Annotated in this window: 17 protein-coding genes and 1 tRNA gene; 11 read left to right on the top strand and 7 right to left on the bottom strand. The window is 66.7% G+C overall.

The window, feature by feature from the left end:
• Positions 1–18: 18 nt before the first annotated feature.
• Together NIBR502770_RS01330 and NIBR502770_RS01325 are read right to left on the bottom strand one after the other, a co-directional pair.
• Entirely contained in the window at positions 19–699 is a 681-nt protein-coding gene (locus NIBR502770_RS01330) for a response regulator transcription factor (RefSeq protein ID WP_141180782.1), read from the bottom strand.
• Positions 696–1,940: a cell wall metabolism sensor histidine kinase WalK gene (locus NIBR502770_RS01325; RefSeq protein ID WP_141183266.1), complete on the bottom strand. Its 1,245-nt coding sequence runs from the start codon at positions 1,938–1,940 to the stop codon at positions 696–698. The genes NIBR502770_RS01330 and NIBR502770_RS01325 overlap by 4 nt, the downstream gene beginning before the upstream one ends.
• A gap of 204 nt (positions 1,941–2,144) precedes the next feature.
• Here NIBR502770_RS01325 and phoU point away from each other — a divergent pair, with 204 nt between their 5' ends.
• Positions 2,145–2,807, top strand: a complete 663-nt coding sequence (gene phoU / locus NIBR502770_RS01320) for a phosphate signaling complex protein PhoU (protein ID WP_141158093.1) — start codon at positions 2,145–2,147, stop codon at positions 2,805–2,807.
• A gap of 72 nt (positions 2,808–2,879) precedes the next feature.
• Here the strand turns inward: phoU and NIBR502770_RS01315 are convergent, their stop codons facing one another.
• Positions 2,880–3,626: a phosphoglyceromutase gene (locus NIBR502770_RS01315; protein ID WP_141158094.1), complete on the bottom strand. Its 747-nt coding sequence runs from the start codon at positions 3,624–3,626 to the stop codon at positions 2,880–2,882.
• A 103-nt stretch (positions 3,627–3,729) separates the two neighbouring features.
• Between NIBR502770_RS01315 and NIBR502770_RS01310 the strand changes: the two genes are divergently transcribed.
• The gene (locus NIBR502770_RS01310) at positions 3,730–4,584 is read left to right on the top strand and encodes a class I SAM-dependent methyltransferase (protein ID WP_141180781.1); all 855 of its coding nucleotides are present in this window, start codon (positions 3,730–3,732) and stop codon (positions 4,582–4,584) included.
• Here the strand turns inward: NIBR502770_RS01310 and NIBR502770_RS01305 are convergent.
• Both NIBR502770_RS01305 and NIBR502770_RS01300 read right to left on the bottom strand, forming a co-directional pair.
• Entirely contained in the window at positions 4,569–4,922 is a 354-nt protein-coding gene (locus NIBR502770_RS01305) for a DUF2516 family protein (protein ID WP_141158096.1), read from the bottom strand. The genes NIBR502770_RS01310 and NIBR502770_RS01305 overlap by 16 nt on opposite strands.
• 9 nt (positions 4,923–4,931) lie before the next feature.
• Positions 4,932–6,122 carry a PLP-dependent aspartate aminotransferase family protein gene (locus NIBR502770_RS01300; protein ID WP_141180780.1) on the bottom strand — a complete coding sequence of 397 codons (1,191 nt, stop codon included), beginning with the start codon at positions 6,120–6,122 and terminating at the stop codon, positions 4,932–4,934.
• Between the two features lie 132 nt (positions 6,123–6,254).
• Between NIBR502770_RS01300 and tmk the strand changes: the two genes are divergently transcribed.
• The 6 genes from tmk to NIBR502770_RS01270 all read left to right on the top strand — a co-directional run bounded on the left by tmk (position 6,255) and on the right by NIBR502770_RS01270 (position 11,880).
• On the top strand, positions 6,255–6,965 hold the full coding sequence (gene tmk, locus NIBR502770_RS01295; protein ID WP_246857351.1) for a dTMP kinase: 711 nt from the start codon (positions 6,255–6,257) through the stop codon (positions 6,963–6,965).
• Positions 6,962–8,125, top strand: coding sequence for a DNA polymerase III subunit delta' (locus tag NIBR502770_RS01290; protein WP_141180779.1), 1,164 nt, complete (start codon positions 6,962–6,964; stop codon positions 8,123–8,125). The genes tmk and NIBR502770_RS01290 overlap by 4 nt, the downstream gene beginning before the upstream one ends.
• On the top strand, positions 8,122–9,690 hold the full coding sequence (locus NIBR502770_RS01285; RefSeq protein ID WP_141180778.1) for an alpha/beta hydrolase: 1,569 nt from the start codon (positions 8,122–8,124) through the stop codon (positions 9,688–9,690). The genes NIBR502770_RS01290 and NIBR502770_RS01285 overlap by 4 nt, the downstream gene beginning before the upstream one ends.
• A 106-nt stretch (positions 9,691–9,796) precedes the next feature.
• Positions 9,797–9,869 (top strand) — tRNA-Thr (locus NIBR502770_RS01280).
• Between the two features lie 388 nt (positions 9,870–10,257).
• Positions 10,258–11,097 (top strand): polysaccharide deacetylase family protein, encoded by an 840-nt coding sequence (locus NIBR502770_RS01275; RefSeq protein ID WP_246857350.1) that lies wholly within the window; start codon positions 10,258–10,260, stop codon positions 11,095–11,097.
• 141 nt (positions 11,098–11,238) lie between these two features.
• Positions 11,239–11,880 carry a hypothetical protein gene (locus NIBR502770_RS01270; RefSeq protein WP_141180777.1) on the top strand — a complete coding sequence of 214 codons (642 nt, stop codon included), beginning with the start codon at positions 11,239–11,241 and terminating at the stop codon, positions 11,878–11,880.
• Between the two features lie 52 nt (positions 11,881–11,932).
• On the opposite strand, the gene NIBR502770_RS01265 is transcribed toward NIBR502770_RS01270, so the two are convergent.
• Positions 11,933–13,174 carry an NAD(P)/FAD-dependent oxidoreductase gene (locus NIBR502770_RS01265; RefSeq protein WP_141180776.1) on the bottom strand — a complete coding sequence of 414 codons (1,242 nt, stop codon included), beginning with the start codon at positions 13,172–13,174 and terminating at the stop codon, positions 11,933–11,935.
• 117 nt (positions 13,175–13,291) lie between these two features.
• Here NIBR502770_RS01265 and NIBR502770_RS01260 point away from each other — a divergent pair, with 117 nt between their 5' ends.
• From NIBR502770_RS01260 to NIBR502770_RS01250, 3 genes are all read left to right on the top strand, one after another.
• Complete coding sequence (locus NIBR502770_RS01260; protein ID WP_141180775.1) at positions 13,292–14,326, top strand: hypothetical protein; 1,035 nt, start codon at positions 13,292–13,294, stop codon at positions 14,324–14,326.
• Positions 14,327–14,451: 125 nt separating this feature from the next.
• Positions 14,452–15,402: an NmrA family NAD(P)-binding protein gene (locus tag NIBR502770_RS01255; protein ID WP_141180774.1), complete on the top strand. Its 951-nt coding sequence runs from the start codon at positions 14,452–14,454 to the stop codon at positions 15,400–15,402.
• A gap of 93 nt (positions 15,403–15,495) precedes the next feature.
• Positions 15,496–15,681, top strand: a complete 186-nt coding sequence (locus NIBR502770_RS01250) for a hypothetical protein (protein WP_141180773.1) — start codon at positions 15,496–15,498, stop codon at positions 15,679–15,681.
• 143 nt (positions 15,682–15,824) lie between these two features.
• On the opposite strand, the gene NIBR502770_RS01245 is transcribed toward NIBR502770_RS01250, so the two are convergent.
• The gene (locus NIBR502770_RS01245; RefSeq protein WP_141180772.1) at positions 15,825–16,670 is read right to left on the bottom strand and encodes an aldo/keto reductase; all 846 of its coding nucleotides are present in this window, start codon (positions 16,668–16,670) and stop codon (positions 15,825–15,827) included.
• Positions 16,671–16,691: the final 21 nt, after the last annotated feature.

The following is a 16,691-nucleotide window of genomic DNA, read 5'->3' as shown; positions in this document are numbered from 1 at the left end:
TTTGCGGTGTCTTCGGGCCTACGGCTCGAACTTGTACCCGAGGCCGCGCACGGTCACCAGATAGCGCGGGGCGGAAGGATCCGGTTCGATCTTTCCACGGAGGCGTTTCACGTGGACGTCCAGGGTCTTGGTGTCGCCAACGTAGTCGGAGCCCCACACCCGGTCGATCAGCTGGCCGCGGGTGAGCACCCGGCCGGAGTTGCGGAGGAGCATCTCAAGCAGTTCGAACTCCTTCAACGGAAGCAGGACCTGTTCGCCGTCCACGCTTACCACGTGCCGTTCGATGTCCATCCGGACAGGCCCGGCCTGGACCGTGGCGGAGATCAGTTCTTCCGGCTCGCCCTGGCGACGCAGGACGGCCCGGACACGGGCCACCAGCTCCCGGGATGAGTAGGGCTTGGTGACGTAGTCGTCCGCGCCAAGCTCCAGGCCAACCACTTTGTCGATTTCCGAGTCCTTGGCGGTCAGCATGATCACGGGAACGGTGGAGCGCTGCCGGAGCTGGCGGCATACCTCCGTACCGGAAAGCCCGGGGAGCTGCAGGTCCAGCAGCACCAGGTCGGCGCCGTTGCGGTCGAATTCGGTGATGGCGTCCAGCCCGTTGTCCACCACCTCAACCTCGAATCCCTCTTTGCCCAGCAAATAGGACAAGGGATCGCTGAACGATTCCTCGTCCTCAACAATCAAAATCCTGCTCAAGCGCTAGCTCCTCGTTCTGTTGCGCCGGCGGCGCGTGGTACTTGGGTAAGAGTGGCCCCGGGCGTCCCCTGGGCGGGCGGCAGTGCCGGCCGGACGGAACTGGACGGCCCGGCGTCGCCGTCCTGCCCTTCCATCTCGGGCAGCCGAAGGGTGAAGGTCGACCCCTGGCCTGGCTGGGACCACAGCGTCACTTCGCCGCCGTGGTTCGACGCCACGTGCTTGACGATGCTCAGGCCAAGCCCGGTACCGCCCGTCTGGCGGGAGCGGGCGGCGTCAACCCGGTAGAAGCGCTCGAAGACGCGCTCCTGGTCCTCCGGCGACAACCCGTCCCCCTGGTCGGTGACGGAAATGGACACCAGGCCGTCCCTGGAGCGAACGCCGATGCCAACACGGGTGTTGGGCGGGGAATAGCGGATGGCATTGTCGATGAGGTTCCGCAGCGCCGTGACCAAAAGGTCCTGGTCCCCGAACACCTTCCCCTCCGTCCGGCCGCCGACCACGATGCTGATGTTCTTGCTTTCGGCGGGAAGCTGCGAGCGGTCCACGGCCTCCGCGATCACCGCGTTGATGTCGACGGGACCGCCCTGCTGTGTCACGCTGGCACCCTGGAGGCGGGAAAGTTCAATGATGTCCTGGACCAGCGCGGCCAGGCGGGCTGACTCCTTGTGCATGCGCTTGGCGAAGCGGCGCACGGCTTCTTCGTCATCGGCGGAGGACTCCAGCGCCTCAGCCAGCAGGGAGATGGCGCCCACGGGGGTTTTCAGTTCGTGCGAGACGTTGGCAACGAAGTCATTGCGGATCTCTTCGGTCCGCGTGATTTCAGTCCGGTCATCGGCAAGGAGCAGGATGTATTCCTCACCCAACATGGCCGCCCGCACCTGGACGATAATGGTTCCCTGCCCCAGCGGCCCGCGCGGAAGCTCGAGCTGCTTTTCCAGGATGACGCCGTCCCGCCGGACCCCTGCAGTCATGTCCAGGAGTTCCTTGTGCACTACGGTGTGCCCGCGGACCAGGCCGTACGCGTAGGCTGCGGGGCTGGCACGGACCACGCCGTCGACGTCGTCGAGCACTACAAAAGCGCGGCCGACGACGGCGAGCACCTCCGCGGCGCCGGCCGGCAAGGCGAGCTCCCCGGCATCGACATCCAGCAGTTCACGCTGTTTCTCGCTGACCCGGTAGGCAAGCACGCCGAACGTGCCAAGCGCCAGGCCGATAAGGCCGGCAACCAGACCAATGAGCATAGGATCCACAGGTCCACTTTATGCTCTTGCCTGTCGCCTCCTGCCGACTCCGGCCAGTTACGGCGTAGGTTCAACTAACGTTCACCTGTGTGGGCATAATCGTTTACCGGGCGATGACAAAGTTAGAGGTCAGAGCGCCCAACGGCGATACGATTCCTGCTGCCCTGCAGCGGCCGGCGGGAGTTCCAAGGAAAGGACGCCCACGTGCGTAAGGTTTTTCAGGAAGAACTCACCCAGGTTGGTGACCAGCTGGTGGAGATCTCCCGCCTGGTCAGCGAAGCGATCGAAAAGGCCACTACCTCATTCCAGGTAGCGGACGTGGACCTCGCCCAGGACGTCATCGCTGCGGACGCACGCATTGACTTCCTCCAGAACAGCCTGGATGAGCGGGCCATCGACATCCTGGCGCTGCAGGGTCCCGTCGCCAGCGACCTGCGCATGATCGTAGGATCCCTCCGGATGAGCGCATCCCTGGAGCGGATGGGTGACCTGGCACGGCATATCGCCCAACTGGCCCGCCTCCGGTACCCCTCCACCGTGATTCCCGCGTCCATGACGGAGACCTTCAACCGGATGGCCAAACTGGACCAGGAGATTGCCGACAAGCTGACGGTCCTGCTGGAGAGCCGCGACCTTGAGGTGGCCCGGGACATCCTCAAGGCGAACACTGCCATTAACGACCTGCACCTGAGCGTCTTCAAGGCCATCGCCTCCCCCGAGTGGACCGAGTCCCCCGCCACCACGGTGGACGTTGCGCTCGCCAGCCGCTATTTCGAGCGGTTCGCGGACCACGGCGTTTCCGTGGCCCAGAAAGTCACGTACCTCGTGACCGGCGCGTGGCAGCCGAACGCCACCGAGCACAGCTGATCCCACTTCGGATAAAACGACGGCGGGCTGGCCACCCAGGTGGCCAGCCCGCCGTCGTTCGCGGCTAATGCCCTATTTCTTGCCCTGGTTGGCCACGGCAAGGATTGCCTGCTCTGCGGCCTCGGGGTCAAGGTAGGTGCCGCCGGGCTTGATCGGCTGGAAGTTCTCATCCAGTTCGTAGACCAGCGGGATGCCCGTCGGGATGTTCAGGCCGGCGATGGCTTCGTCGCTGATGCCGTCCAGGTGCTTGACCAGCGCGCGGAGCGAGTTGCCGTGGGCAGTGACCAGGACGGTCTTGCCGGCCTTGAGGTCTTCCTTGATGTCCGATTCCCAGTAGGGCAGGAGACGTACCAGGACGTCCTTCAGGCACTCGGTGCGCGGCAGGGCGTCGCCAAGGTCCGCGTAGCGGGGGTCGTGGGCCTGGCTGAATTCGCTGTTGTCGTCCAGGGGCGGCGGCGGGGTGTCGTAGGAGCGGCGCCACTCCATGAACTGCTCTTCGCCGAACTCGGCGAGGGTCTGGGCCTTGTCCTTGCCCTGCAGCGCACCGTAGTGGCGTTCGTTGAGCCGCCAGTCGCGCTTGACCGGAATCCAGCCGCGGTCGGCCTTGTCCAGGGCGATGTTTGCGGTGTTGATGGCCCGCTTCAGCAGGGAGGTGTAGAGCACGTCCGGGAGGATGTTGTTTTCCACCAGCAGTTCGCCGCCGCGAGCTGCTTCCGCGCGGCCCTGGTCGTTCAGGTCAACGTCCACCCAGCCGGTGAACAGGTTCTTGGCGTTCCATTCGCTGTGGCCGTGGCGCAGCAGGATCAGCTTGTAAGTCATGATTTTCATCCTAGCTGAGCGGTGTTGCCCCCCGCCCAGCGTTACAAGGATCCCGCGGGCCCGGGATGGGCGGGACACCGGCGCCGGGCGATAGGGTTGGGCGGTGGTTCAAAAGGCTGAGCGGGTGGACGCCCCGCAACTTTCCGGACGGACGTCCGCGGCCGCGAAGGGCCGCCCCGTGGGCAACGTGACCCGCGGCACCACCAACCCGAACCGGATGCGCCGGGTTGACCGGTGGCTGACGGGACCGCAGGCCTGGCGCCTCCGGTCTGCGGCGGACCCGCTGGTGGTCGACCTGGGGTACGGCGCAACGCCGGCCACCGCCGTCGAACTTTACGAACGGCTCGCCGTTATCAGGCCGGACGTGCGGGTCTGCGGGATCGAAATTGAGCCCGACCGCGTCCGGGCGGCGCTTCCGCTGCAGCGTCCCGGCCTGACCTTCCAGGTGGGGGGCTTCGAACTGCCCGTCCCGGGGCGCCCCGTGCTGGTCCGCGCCTTCAATGTCCTGCGGCAGTACGAGGAGGCGGATGTACCGGGCATTTGGCGGCTGGTGCAGGACCGGTTGTCCCCCGGCGGCCTGTTCATCGACGGCACGTGCGACGAAGTGGGCCGCCGGGTGACATGGGTGGCGCTGGACCGGGAGCGGCCGCTGTCCTTGAGCATTTCGGTCCGTTTCGGCAGTTTCGGGCTGCCCTCGGACGTGGCTGAGCGGCTGCCCAAGGCGCTGATCCACCGTAATGTCCCCGGTGAACGTGTTCACGACTTTATGCGGGCCATGGACAAGGCATGGTTTGGAAGTGCGCCGCTTGCTTCATTTGGCAACAGGCAGCGCTGGGTGGGCATGTGCCGAGGTTTGCGCGACGCCGGGTGGCCGGTCCAGGACGGTCCCGGCAGATGGCGCCTGGGGGAACTAACGGTGGACTGGGACGCTGTGGCGCCTGGTCACCACGGGCCGTAGGGGCCCATGTTGCGGCTGCCGCCGCGGCCGGCGTCCTTCACGGCGGGGCGGACATCCGCGAGGTAGACGGAAGCGGCGACCACCGCGGCCAGGCCGAACAGGCCCAGCGTGCTGAAGAGGCCCCCGCCGGAACCGAACAACGAAATCACGCCGATCAGGGCCGAGCCGCCGGTCAAGGCCAGCCAAAAGGTCTTGGTCCGTTTTCCAGTGGCTTCGAAGGCGTTGGGCCGGTGCCGGGCACAGTCCACGAACGCCCACAGCTCAAGACCCAAAGCCACCAGGCCCAGGATGAAGAACACTGCCTGCTCTACGTAACTGATGATTAGTCGACCGTCCACAGACCCAGCCTAGCCGCCCAGCGTGTCCAGCGCCTGCTTCAGGTCGGCCCAGAGGTCCTCGACGCCCTCCACCCCGACGCTCAGCCGCACCAGGTTCTCCGGGACGCTGGCGGGTTCAGCCGAGTGCCGGCGCCGGCGTTCAATGAGGGACTCGACGCCGCCCAGGGACGTGGCGGGCAGCCAGAGGCCAAGGGCCCGCACGAGTTTGTCCGCGGCGTCGGCGCCGCTGAGGCCCGCCGCGGGGGCCACCTGGATGCAGATAATGGACCCAAACCCCTTCATTTGCGCCTTCGCGCGGATGTGCCCCGGATCGGTGTCGAGCCCGGGGAACCGGATGGACTCGACGGCAGGGTGCCCTGCGAGGCGGCCCGCGAGGACCATGGCTGATTCCTGCGACCGCTGCACGCGCAGCGCGAGCGTCCGCAGGCCGCGGAGTGCGAGCCACGCCTCGAAGGGTCCGGCGATGCCGCCGTGGATGATGCGGTGGTGCAGCAGTTCAGCGCGGATGTCCGGGTTGGACGTGACCAGCGCGCCAAGGACGACGTCGGAGTGTCCGGCGAGGTATTTGGTCACCGAATGGAGGACGACGTCGGATCCGAGCAGCAGTGGCTGTTGCACCAGGGGCGTAGAGAAGGTGTTATCGGTGACCACGATCGCCCCGGCGGCGTGGGCGGCTTCAGCGACGGCGGCCATGTCCGCGATGCCGAGCATGGGGTTGGTGGGGCTCTCCAGCCACAGCATGGAAGCGGCTTTGGCAGCCGGACCTTGGGGCGCAAGGGCGTCCTGGACCGCGCCGGTATCGGCAATGTCCACGGTCCGGAGTTCAATGAAGCCCTTTTGGGCGAGTTCGGAGGCCATCACCAGCGAGCCCGAGTAGCTGTGGTTGGGCATGACCAGCACCCCGCCGGCCGGAATCAGGGACAGCGCAGAGCTGACCGCGGCAAGTCCGGATGCGTAAAGCAGTCCGGGAAGCGCCGCTCCCTCAAGCTGGCCGAGTGCCTCCTCGAAGGGGTCCCAGGTGGGGTTGGAGTACCGGCCGTAGCCCCGGTCGCCATCACCAAGCGGACCGGTCCCAAAGTAGGTGGACGAAAGGGTGATGGGAGGGTTGACCGGCTGGTCCCTTTCCCTCGGCGGACGTCCGGCCGCCACCACCACGGTCTCGGGTGTAAGGGACGCGGCCTGGTGCTCGGAAAGACTCATGGTCAAAGGGTACTGTTCCAGCCAATCGGGCCGGAAAGCAGTGTCGTTTTGTGGACGCCGGTCCGTCCACTGCTCCTGCACAGGAGGTCTCCGGAAGCCGGGATTGTCGCCACGCCTCGGTAGGCTTGAGTAGTGAACAAACAGAGGGCCGGCGTATTCATCGCATTCGAAGGTGGCGATGGTGCCGGCAAGTCCACCCAGGCGGCCCGGCTGGCGGAGGCACTGGAAGCCCGCGGTTATACCGTGCTCCGTACCCGCGAACCCGGGGGCACCCCGGTCGGCGAAAAGCTCCGGTCACTGGTGCTGGACCACGGAAACGGCGAGATCGACGCCCATACAGAGGCCCTGATCTTTGCGGCTTCCCGTGCCGCGCACGCCACCCAGGTGATCCGCCCTGCCCTTGCGCGCGGCGAGATGGTGCTGACCGACCGCTACATCGACTCTTCCGTGGCCTACCAGGGGGCAGGCCGAAACCTGGGCCAGGACGCCGTGCGTACCCTCAATGAGTGGGCCACCTCTGGCCTCCAGCCGCACCTGACTGTCCTGCTGGACGTCGACCCGGACCTGGGGCGCCGCCGGCGGACCGCGGGCCAGGCAACCGAGGACCGGCTGGAATCCGAAGCCGACGAGTTCCACACCCGCATCCGGGAGGCATTCCTCGATCTGGCAGCCGTCCGGCCCGGGTCCTACCTGGTCCTCCCGGCCCACCTCCCCGTTGACGAGTTGGCCGGGCGGATCCTCGCCCGGGTGGACACCCTGCTGGATGCAGTGCAGGGGCCGGCGGCGCTGGAGACCGTACCGGTGCCGGCGCCGGGAACACCCTCCGGCGGTGGTGGCTCGTGACCGTTTGGGATGACCTCCAGGGCCAGCCCGCCGTCGTCGAACAACTGCGCCAGGCCGCGGGCGGCGAAGGCCTGACCCACGCCTGGCTGTTCACCGGGCCGCCGGGGTCCGGCCGTTCCAACGCCGCCAAGGCGTTCGCTGCCGCGTTGAACTGCGGCCAGGAAGACGTGGGCCTTCGAGGGTGCGGACAGTGCCAGGCATGCCACACGATTTTGGGCGAAACCCATTCCGATGTGACCTTTGTGCGCACTGAAAAAGTCACCATCACCATTGACGAGGCCCGTGAGCTCGTAGCGACGGCGGGCAACCGGCCGTCGTCGGGCCGCTGGCGGATCATCGTCGTGGAGGATGCCGACCGGATGGCCGAACGGACCACCAATGTGCTGCTCAAGGCCATCGAGGAGCCGACGCCGCGCACCGTGTGGATGCTGTGTGCGCCGTCGCCTGCCGACGTCCTGGTCACCATCCGCTCCCGCTGCCGCAGCGTGGCCCTCCGCTTGCCGCCGGCCTCGGACGTGGCAGCGCTGCTGGTCCGGCGGGACGGCGTAGACCCGGCCCTCGCGGAACAGGCAGCCCGCACGGCGCAAAGCCACGTGGGGATTGCCCGCCGGCTGGCCAGGGATCCTGCCGCAAGGGAACGCCGCCTGGAAACCGTCCGTTTTCCGCTGGGACTGCGCGGCGTAACGGCCGCCGTCATGATGGCGGACAAACTGGTCAAGATCGCCACGGCAGAGGCAAACAGCTCCAATGAGGAGCGCGACGCCGCGGAGAAGGCCAGCCTCCTTGCTACGCTTGGAGCACCGGAGTCCGGCACCCTGCCGCCAGCAATGCGCAGCCAGGTGAAGCAGCTCGAAGACGACCAGAAACGCCGCGCCAAGAGGTCCATCACCGACTCCCTGGACCGTACGCTCACCGATCTGCTGTCCTTTTACCGGGATGTGCTGGTCATCCAGCTGGGGAACGCCGTGGAACTGGTCAACGTTGAGCTGAGGGGTGAGCTGGAGGAGTTCGCAGCCCACACCACCCCGGAAGCCACGCTGGCCCGCATGGACGCCATCAACAAAGCCCGCGAACGCATCACCACTACCAATGTGGCCCCGCTGCTGACCATAGAGTCCATGGCGGCCAGCCTGATCCAGCCTTCCAAGGAGACCCGATGACTGCCCGCTCCCTGCCCGCACGCCACAGGTCCCTGGCGGTCGCCGTCCGCGCTGCGGGTGCCATGGTCCTGGCCATGGTCCTGGCCTCGTGCAGCCTCCTCAACGGCGGCGACCGGAACCCGCAGGAGGCGGCCACCGCCAAGGCTGATCCGTCCATCGTGGCGTCCGCTCCGGCCGGGCTGGAGAAGTTCTACTCGCAGGAAGTCGTTTGGCAACCGTGCGAAGGGGAGTTCCAGTGCGCCAAAGTGACCGTGCCCGTGGATTACGCCAATCCTGGCGGCGAGACCATCCAGTTGGCCGCTTTGCGGGCGCCGAGCACGGGCAAGAAGACCGGCAGCCTGCTGGTCAACCCGGGCGGCCCGGGCGCGTCCGGCTACGACTTCGTCAAGGACGCCGCCGGAACGCATTTTTCGGCCGCAGTCCGAAACTCCTACGACCTTGTCGGCTTCGATCCGCGCGGCGTGAAGCGCTCGGCCCCGGTCACCTGCATGTCGGACGCCGAACGCGACGCCTACCGGGCCAAGATCTACGCCCTTGACACCGATTCCGGGCTGCAGGCGGCCCTTGCGGACAACAAGGCAATCGCCTCGCAGTGTGCGGCGCAAACGGGCCCCGTCATGGCCCATATCGACACCGTCAGCGCCGCGAAGGACATGGATGTCCTGCGGGCCGTCGTAAACGACACCAAGCTGAACTACCTGGGGTACTCCTACGGCACGTTCCTGGGATCCACCTACGCCTCCCTGTTCCCGGACAACGTGGGCCGCATGGTCCTTGATGGAGCCCTTGACCCCTCCATCAGCAACGAAGAGCTCACCAGCGGCCAGGCCCAGGCTTTCGAAAAGGCGCTCCACACCTACGTTGCGAGCTGCCAGAAGCAAGGGAAGTGCCCGCTCAGCGGCGACGCCGACTCCGGCGTGAAGCAGATCCGGGACCTCATCAACTCCATCCAGGAGACGCCACGAACGGCGAAGGACGGGCGGCTGGTCAATGCAACCACATTCGTCAGCGGCCTGATCACCCCGCTGTACAACGACCAAAGCTGGCCCGCACTCACCCAAGCCCTTGAGGCGGCCATGTCCGGCGATGTAAGCCTCATGCTCAGGCTTGCCGACCTCGGCGCCGACCGTGCCTCCGACGGTTCGTACACGTCCAATTCCACCTTCGCCTTCAACGCAATCAACTGCCTCGACTACCCCATGGTTTCGGATGCCGCGGGCATGCGGGCGGAGGAGAAGCGGCTCGAACAGGACTCCCCCACCATGGGCTACTTCTTTGCCTACGGCGGCACCACCTGCGCCGACTGGCCCTACAAGAACGTCCGTACGCCTGCGCCGGTGGAATACAGCGGCGACTCCCCCATCGTGGTCATCGGAACCACCGGCGATCCCGCCACCCCCGTCGGCTGGGCCGCGTCATTGCGCAAGCAGTTGGGGAACGCCTCGCTGCTGACCTGGCGCGGTGAAGGGCACACCGCCTACGGCCGGGCCAACAGCTGCCTTGAGGACTCGGTGGACAATTACCTGGTGGGCGGCAAGCTGCCGGCCGACAACACGGTCTGCTGACTGCTCGCACAGCTTCCGTCCGCCCCATTTTGACCGGGGCGAGGGGACTCTATTACAGTTGACTCTTGCATGAAGCGCCCGGTTCCGCCGGGGATTTTCATGCGGTGCTTCCTTAGCTCAGTCGGTAGAGCGTTTCACTCGTAATGAAAAGGTCATCAGTTCGATTCTGATAGGAAGCTCGGGATAAACCCCGGACAGCCCCTGTTTTCAGGGGTTTCCGGGGTTTTTCGCTGGTTAAGCGCCATTTCGGCCAGCCGCCGCTCCGACGCCGTGCGGAGTTCAGGAAACAGCAAGGCAGGCAAGGTATCCTCCCGGTATGACCCCCCGCTCCCAGGCTGCTGTTGCGCGCGCCACGGCCTTCGACGCTGCCATCCCCGCAGGCTGCAGTCACACCGCACCTGCCACGTCCGCATGTCCGGGCCGGCGGGACCGGACCAGGCCCGCAGGACAGCCAGGGAACAGGAACTAGAAGTGGAACCACATGTCCCGCGGCATCTGAGCCAGGACGGAAAAGGTCCCGGCCGCAGGGCCGTTTTACTGGCGGCGGTACTGACAATGTCCGCCGCGGTGCCCAGCTTGCAGCCCGACCAGAAGCAGAAGGCAACCTCCTCCGACCTGCCCGCGCCCGACGACGGCGCAGGGAACCTCAGCTCGACGGTCCTGCACTCCGGTCCGGACGGTGACGAACCGGCGCCCAACCCGTCGGCCGCTCCCGTGTTGTCACGTGCCGAGGTTGTCGATACCTACGGAAAGCACCAGGCCCGGTACTGGGGCCTGGAGGCTCCCGGCGTCCTGACCCGGATGCCTCCAGGGCAGGGCATCGCACTGACCTTGGACTTTTGCGGTGGCCCCGGCGGCAGCGGCTGCGACCAGGCCCTTCTTGACACGTTGCGCCAGCGCCACATCCCGGCCACGCTCTTCCTGAACTCGCGGTGGATCGCAGCCAACCCCGCCACCACCCGGCAGTTGGCAGCAGACCCGCTCTTCGAGATCGCCAACCACGGAACGTCCCACAAGCCGCTGTCCACCAACGGCAACACGGCCTACGGCATTCCGGGCACCAGGAACGCGGGGGAGGTTTACGACGAGGTCATGCCAAACGATGAGGCCCTGGCAAACATCACCGGCAAGCGGCCCAAGTACTTCCGCCCTGGCACCGCCTACCTGGACGACGTCGCCACGGACATCCTGGGTGCGTTGGGCGTGAAGCCGGTGGGCTTCAGCATCAATGGCGACGGCGGCGCGACCTTTCCCGCCGCAGTCGTTGCCAGGGAGGTGGGAAGGGCGCGGGCGGGGGACGTGGTCATCTGCCACGGCAACCACCCCAATGGGGGAACAGCAGAAGGCGTCAAGCAGGCCTTGGACAAGCTGCTCTCGGCAGGGATGTCCTTCGCGCACCTGCCTTAGGCCGTCCGCTGCGGCCAAGCCGGGACCAAGCCCCTCCGGCCCTGCTGGCGGCCCGCGTGCCGATCGGATACGTTGACAGAAAAGCCCCTGCCCAGCCGCACCGGACACTGCAGACCGGTGCTGGACGTTAGGAAGACTCCCATGCCGGACCACCACGAACTGCCCGCCATCGGATGGGTCCCTGCGTGGGCGGACCTGCAGGAACGCAGTGCAGGCCCCGTTGATTCAGGATTCGTCCTCGGGGCAGGCGCCGGGCAGGACCCGGAAAGCCAGGAGTACGTTGCCGGCTGGCCCGGACCGGGCACCGAGGAGCTTGCAAGCAACGCCGCAGCCAAGGCCGGAGTGCGCCTCACCCTGCTCTGCGCCGACGCCGCTGCCGCAAGGGACCATGCACCAGGGGGCCTGGCACCCGTGGCCGAACGGGTGCTGCTCATGGCACCGACGGCCGAGCTTAACGGACCGGTGGTGCTGCCGGAGAACTCCCAGGTGGCCTTGGCACCGATGGAGACTTTTGACGCCGTCGAAATAACCGTCTTTGACCACCCTGTCGCCAAAGGACGCATCCAAATCCGGGACGATTTCGCGGCGGTGGCGGTCACCGAACTGCCGCAGGGGCCGGAGCAGGAGACCCTCGAACAGGGCCTGTTCGCCGCCATGGCGGAGGAGGCGTTCCTGCACGGCGCCGAGTACCTGCACATGGTGGTTGAACCGGAGGCAGCCGTCCGCTACGAATCATCCGGCTGGACTGCCGCGGGCCGGCTCGTCAGTTTCGCGAAGAACTGACGCGGCGGATGGGCGCCATCGCCATGGGTCGGCCGCGCCTGCGTAACGGGGTCTAGTCCGGCCTGCCGACCACCACCTGGGACGGGCTGTGGGTCACGTAGCCATTAGCCCAGGAAAACAGCGCCCTGACTTTCTGCTGGAAGCCGGGCAACAGGGCCAGGTGCACCGCCAGCCACGACACGAAGGCCAACGGCCCCTGCAAGTGCAGCCGTTGGCGGCCCAGCTCAGCCACCGCCGCTCCGCGGCCCACCATGGCCATGTACCCCTTGTCCCAATATCGGAAAGGCTCGCGCACGCCGCCGGTGAGGTCCGCGTAGATATTACGCGCCGCCCACTTGCCCGATTGCTGGGCTACCGATCCCAACTGCGGCAGCTTGTTCCCGCCGGCGTCCGTGATGTTGGCGGCGTCACCCAGGACATAGACGCCCTCGACGCCCGGCGCGGTCAGATCGGGCTGGACGTCAATCCGGCCGCCCCTCCCCTGCCCCAGGCCGGACTCGGTGATGATTTTTCCGGCCTGCAGGCCACCGGCCCAGACCACGATCCGGGCAGGAATGACCGTTCCGCCCTTGAGGGTCACACCGTCCGGCCGGACTTCGGCCACGGGCTGGCCCATATGCAGCTGCACGCCGAGCTTCGTCAGGCGGTCCCGCGCGTAGGTCTGCGACTTCTCCGAAAACGCGGCGAGGACGTTTGGAACCATATCCACCAGGTGGATATGGCACCGATCGGCCAGCTCCGGCGAGAAGTACTTTGGCACCAGGTACTTGACGTTCTCAGCGAGCGCGCCGGCCGTCTCGACGCCAGTGGGGCCACCGCCCACCACAATGACGTCAGCCCCTGCTCCCGGCTCACGGTCGGCCTGGTCCAGGACGGCGGTGATGGCCGCGCTGAGCCTCGTGGCGTCCGCGACGGAGTACAGCGGGTAGGCATGCTCATCTGCGCCGGGGGTGTTGAAGAAGTTCGGCACTGCTCCAGTGGCGATGACCAGGGCCTGGGCCCGGTATGTGGACCCGTCGGCCGTGGTGACGGTCCGGTTGGGTGCGTCGATGGCAGTCACCGTCGCCGTCAGGACCCGGACGCTGTTTATTCCGCGGAACTCCGCCCTCAGCGGCCGCGTCACCGTGGACACGCCAATTTGCGATGCAGCCACCTGGTAGAGGAGCGGCTGAAACTGTTGGTAGCTGTTGGCGTCAAGCAGCAGCACGCGGACGCCCTTGCGGCCCAACTCCTCAGCCGCTGCCTTCCCGGCAAATCCGCCGCCAACCACGATGACCTGATATGAATCGTCCATTCGTGCAACTTACCCCTCCCGGCGGGCGAGCAACAGGGTGCTTTCCCGCAACCTCCGCTGCGCCGCGCCATTTTGCCCCGCATCTGTCGAGGCAGCCAGGACACCTAAGATGGCGGCATGGATGACGAAGCCCTGGCGGACATCGCCAACCGCCTTTATGCGGGAACGCTGGAGGACTTCATTGCAGCCCGCGCCGCCGAGGCCAAGGAAGCATCGGGCCGGGACAAGGGCCTGGCGGCAGCGGTCCGGGGCCTGCCGAAACCTTCCGTCGCTGCGTGGGCGCTCAATATGCTTGCCCGCCACCGGCCGGAGGTGCCTGCCCGGCTGGATGAGCTGGGGGCGCGGATGCGGGCAGCCCAGGACTCGCTGGATGCCGCTGCCCTCCGCGAGCTGGGCCGTGAGCGGCGCACCATGCTCGCAGACGCCGTCGACACCGTCCGGTCCGTGGCCCGGGCGCAGGGCCGGTCCATCAGCGACGCGATGGCTTCCGACGTCGAGGAAACCCTCCGGGCCATGACGGCAGACGCGGGGGCGGCCAACGCCGTTGCCAGTGGGCGGCTGCTGAAAGTCCTCTCCGCAGATGGCGTTAACGACGTGGACCTGGACGGTGCGGTAGCCCTCCCCGGCCTGCTCCCGGCCGCACCGCCCAGCCGTCCCGCCGGTACTCCCCGGTCCGCGCCGCGGCTGGACGGTGCAAAGACCAGAGGGGTGAAGCCGCCAGCCAGGAAGACGCCAGGGGCGAACGCGGCGGCATCGAAGACGCCAACGACGACGCCGCAGGGCACCGGGCCAAAGCAGGCCAGGCCCCGGCTTGAGGCAGTCCGGCAGACGCCCCGGCCTGCCTCGCCGCCAGCGCTTGAACGGGCCAGGGCCGCCCTCGCGGAGGCCCAGGAGGCCCAGGAAGCAGCCTTGCAACTGGCCGGTGGGCTCCAGGAGCAGGAAGGGCAGGCGCGGGCGGAAATCGCGGAACTGCAGCAGGAAACAGCTGAACTCAGGAGCCGGCTTCAAGCCACCGAAGAACGCCTGGACCGCTCCCGCAAGCGGCTGGCCACCACCGCTGCCGAGGCGAAACAGGCCGCGCGGGCGGCAGACAAGGCCCGCCGGGCCACCTTGCTGGCACAGGAACGCGTGCTCCGTCTGGGCAATCGCTGACTGCTTCACAGCCAGCCCCCGCTGCGCCGCCAAGTACTATTTCTGCATGGGGGCCAAACCCGAGCCCGTGGCCCTCGCATCGACTCTCACGCCGGCGCCTCACCGACACCTACCGAGAAGAGCAAATCATCACTACCATCACCGTCCTCGTCGCCGGAGCCACCGGTGACCTCGGCCAACGCATCGTACGCGAACTCCTCCGCCGCGACGCCGCGGTCCGGGTCCTGACACGCCCCGGGAACGGAACGGCCCATGGCATCTACGGCGGGGAGGATCGTGTGGAGATCCACGAGGCTGCCTACACAGATCGGGCCGGCCTCGCCTCCGCATTGTCCGGCGTGGATACCGTCATTTCCGCCGTCAGCGGGGCGCGTCCTGTCATCGTCGACGCGCAGCGGGCGCTCCTTGCGGCCGCCGTCGACGCAGGTGTGGCACGATTCATCCCGTCGGACTACTCCGCGGATTACCGCCGGGTCACCCCCGGCAGCAACCGCAACTTCGAGCTCCGCCGCGAGTTCGCCGCCGAACTCGACGCAGCACCCATACGCGTAACTTCCGTGCTGAACGGGGCCTTCGCCGACATGATCACCGGCCAAGCACCGATGATCCTGTTTAACCGCCACCGGGTCCTGTTCTGGTCCTCACCGGACCAGGTTCTCGACTTCACCACCAAGGACGACGTCGCACGCGTCGTCGCACTAGCCGCCCTGGATGAGAACGCACCCCGCGTGGTCGAGATAGCCGGCGACCGCGTCACGGCGCGCAGTATTGCCCGGACGATGACCGAACTCACAGAGACGCCTTTCTCCCTGCAATGGGCCGGGACCACCGGTATGTTGGCTGCCATGAGCAGGGTTGGGCGGCTACTGTCGAAGGACAAAGACGAGGCCTTTCCCGCATGGCAGGGCATGCAGTACTTCGTCAGCATGTTCAGCGGGGAGGCGGAGCTCCAGCATGTCAACAACGACCGCTATGGCCGGCACGAGTGGACCTCGGTCCGCGATGTCCTCGAAGCGCACCTGAAAGAGACAACCGGAGACGGGAGCCAACCGGCGATGGCTCATCCCGGGCACTGATGGCCGGCAATTCCGGGTCCATACGCCTCGCGTCCTCAACAACACGCTGAGTCGGTTCCTAAGAATGTCAGACCCCGGTTGCAGACTGGATTTATGGAAAACCAAGCAGTACAGGAATTTCACGTTACGTACTTCGACGCCGACTGCGGCCGGGCCCGCTCCGAGGTCTTCGACACCCTGGAAGACGCCGAGCGCTTCGCCTGCCGGCACTGCCACGGAGAGGACAGCTGGGCCGTGGCGGACGCCGTGACCGTGGAACGCGTCCAGATCGCCGCCTGACCGGTCCGCGCTTGGCTCGACCCGGGCATTGGCCCGGTTAACGGCGTCAGCCCGTGCTGCCGGTGGTTGCCGGCAGCACGGGCTGACGCTGGTTTCGTGGCCGGCCACCGGCAACTGGTGCCGGGGAACCGCTGCCTTGGGGACTACGCGAAGTCGGAAACCGCCGGGTCGGCTCCGATGCGGCCTTCGCCGCGCGCGGTCCGGTCAAGGTTGTTGATGGCTTCAATGTCCTCGGCGTCCAGGGAGACCTCCAGTGCTGCGAAGTTCTCCTTGATGCGCGACTCGGTCACGGACTTGGGAATCACCACGTTGCCGACCGCGAGGTGCCAGGCGATGACCACCTGGGCAGGGGTTGCTTGGTGCTTGGCAGCGATGGACGCGATGGCCTGGTCCTTGAGCAGCTCGCCGCCCTGCCCCAGCGGGGACCATGCCTGGGTCAGGATGCCCTTGGAAGCACCAAACTCACGCAGTTCGAGCTGGCTGAAGTAGGGGTGCAGCTCAATCTGGTGGATGGCCGGAACCACGCCCGTTTCGTCGATAATGCGCTGCAGGCCCTCGACCGTGAAGTTTGAGACGCCGATGGACTTGACCCGTCCGCGCTTCTGCAGCTCAATCAGGGCTTTCCAGGTGTCAACGTACTTGTCCTGCTTGGGCTGCATCCAGTGGATGAGGTAGAGGTCCAGCGTTTCCAGGCCAAGCCGGTCCATGGATTCCTCGAAAGCGGCGAGCGTCGACTCGTAGCCCTGATCTGCGTTCCACAGCTTGGTGGTGATGAAGATCTGCTCGGGCGAGAGTCCGGAGCTGGCGATGGCACGGCCCACGCCGGCCTCGTTCCCGTAGATCTTGGCGGTGTCGATGTGGCGGAAGCCGGCTTCGAACGCCTGCCGGACAACCTTTTCAGCCACGTCGTCCTCAACCTGCCACACACCGTAGCCGAGCTGGGGGATCGTGTTGCCGTCGTTGAAAGTCAAGGTAGGTGAAAGAGTCATGGCTTTATCCTGCCAAAACCG

Origin of the sequence: Pseudarthrobacter sp. NIBRBAC000502770 (assembly GCF_006517815.1) — a bacterium.
Taxonomy (GTDB): domain Bacteria; phylum Actinomycetota; class Actinomycetes; order Actinomycetales; family Micrococcaceae; genus Arthrobacter; species Arthrobacter niigatensis.
This window is presented reverse-complemented; position numbering and strand designations above follow the sequence as displayed.